This is a genomic window from Kineococcus vitellinus (assembly GCF_009906315.1).
GTDB lineage: Bacteria > Actinomycetota > Actinomycetes > Actinomycetales > Kineococcaceae > Kineococcus > Kineococcus vitellinus.
Window position 1 is genome coordinate 1 of record NZ_JAAALL010000488.1, and the last position, 1,920, is coordinate 1,920.

The 1,920-nt window shown below is 79.8% G+C and carries 1 pseudogene; it reads right to left on the reverse strand.

Annotated elements, in window-relative coordinates:
- Positions 1-67: 67 nt before the first annotated feature.
- Positions 68-1,888 (reverse strand): annotated as a pseudogene (locus GTQ99_RS22715) (DUF5682 family protein); the annotation flags it as partial.
- Positions 1,889-1,920 lie beyond the last annotated feature (32 nt).

The window sequence follows — 1,920 nt, forward strand, 5'->3', positions numbered from 1 at the left end:
GCCCCGACGGCCCCGACGGCCCCGACGGCCCCGTCGGGGCCGTCGGGGCCGTGGGTGGTGCCGGTGCTCATGCGGGGCCTCCGAGCAGGAGCGCCGCGCTGCGCACCGCGGGCAGGGCGAGGGCGTCGTCGACCGCCGCGGGCGCGGTGGTGGCGGCGGGGCGGCGGGTGACGGCGTCGCCGATGCTGCGGCGCTCGGCGCGGTCGTAGGCGCCGAAGGTGCGCCGCAGCAGCGGCAGGACGTCGGTGAACTCGCGCTCCGGCAGCGAGCACACCCAGCCGTCGAGCAGTGCCAGCAGGTCCGCGTCGTGGACGAGCAGCAGCCCGTCGCGCCCCAGGAAGCCCTCCACCCAGGCCGCCTGGGCGGGGGCCGGGGCCCCGAGCGACAGGGCCCGCCGCAGCCGGCGGGCGGCCTCGGCGGGCAGCAGCCGCCCGGTGTCGCGCAGCAGGCGGGTGGCGCGGCCGGCGAGCAGGCCGTGCACGTCGGTGCGGGCGGAGACCCCGGCGAGCGCGGCCAGCCACCGGTCGGCGGCCCCGGCGTCGTCCCACAGGAGGACGGCGGCGTGGACGTCGTCGAGCGCCGCCCGCAGCGCGGCGGCCCCGGCGTCGTCGAGGCTGGTCACGGCGGCCGGCAGCGCGGCGCAGGTGCGCACGAGCAGGCTCGCCGCGACGGCGGTCAGCGTGGTGGCGCTGGTGCCGCGGACGTCGCTGTAGCGGGCCGCGCGCACCAGCGCGGGCAGCGCGGCCATCAGGTGGGCGACGTCCAGGTCCAGGGCCGCGCGCTCGTCCAGCGCGCCGACGACCACGGGCAGCGCCTCGGGCAGGTCGGCCAGCAGGCAGCGCTCCACGAGCGCGGTGAGCTCGGGCAGCGGGGCGCCGGCGGCCTCGGAGACCGCCCTGGCGCTCGCGGCGGCCGGCACGGTGGTGCCCCAGAGGGAGGCCTCCACGACGGCCACGGCGAGCTCGGGCGCCCACACCAGCCGCCACGCCTCGCGGAACGTGCCGGTGCTGCGGGCCTGCGGGCGGGCCGGCACCCCCCAGTCGACGCCCAGCAGCCGCAGCCGGTGCAGCAGCCGGCTGCGGGCGGCGTCGGTGTCCTTGCGCAGGTCCAGCTCCAGCAGCCGCTCGGCGGGCTCCTGGGCCAGCCGCAGCCGCTTCGCGCTCGCGCGCAGGTCGGCGGCCAGCGGGACGGTCGGTGCGCCGTCGGGCACGGTGCCCATCGCCTCGCCGACCACCAGGCGGTCGGTGACCAGGGCCAGCAGGGCGTCCTCGCCGTCCACCAGGACGGCGCGGGTGGCCTCGGTGACCTCGGCGAGCCCGGCCAGCGGGCGCCCGCGCAGGACGGCGAGGGTCTCCGCCAGCCGCACGGCCTCGATGACGTGGGCGCTGGAGACGGGCAGGTCCTCCGCGCGCAGGACGCCGGCGACCCTCGTCAACCAGCGCGCGACGGGCTCGTCGCGGGCGGTGAACAGGTGGTGGTACCAGCCCGGGGAGGTGATGCCCGCGCCGTAGCCGGAGGCGTGCGCGAGGCGCGAGTGCGTCCACGGCACCCAGGTGACGGTGGTGCGGCGCTTCGGGGCGCCGCGCAGCAGGCGGGCGTCGGAGGCCGCGGACGGCAGCGCGCCGCTGAGCGCCGGCGCGTGCCAGGCGCCGCAGACGACGGCGACCCGCCGGGCGCCGCCCTTGAGGACCTCGCGCAGGACCTGGCGCATGTGCGCCTCGCGCCGGTCCTCCACGAGCTGCTGCGCCGCGGGCAGCGCGGGCGCGGCGGCCCGCAGCGCGGCCATCGCCTCGGTGAGGACGTCGAAGGGGGTGGACTCCTGCAGGCGGGACTCCACGACGTCCTCCCACCAGCGCTCCGGGTCGTCGTAGCCGCCCGCCGCGGCGAGCGGCTACGACGACCCGGAGCGCTGGTGGGAGG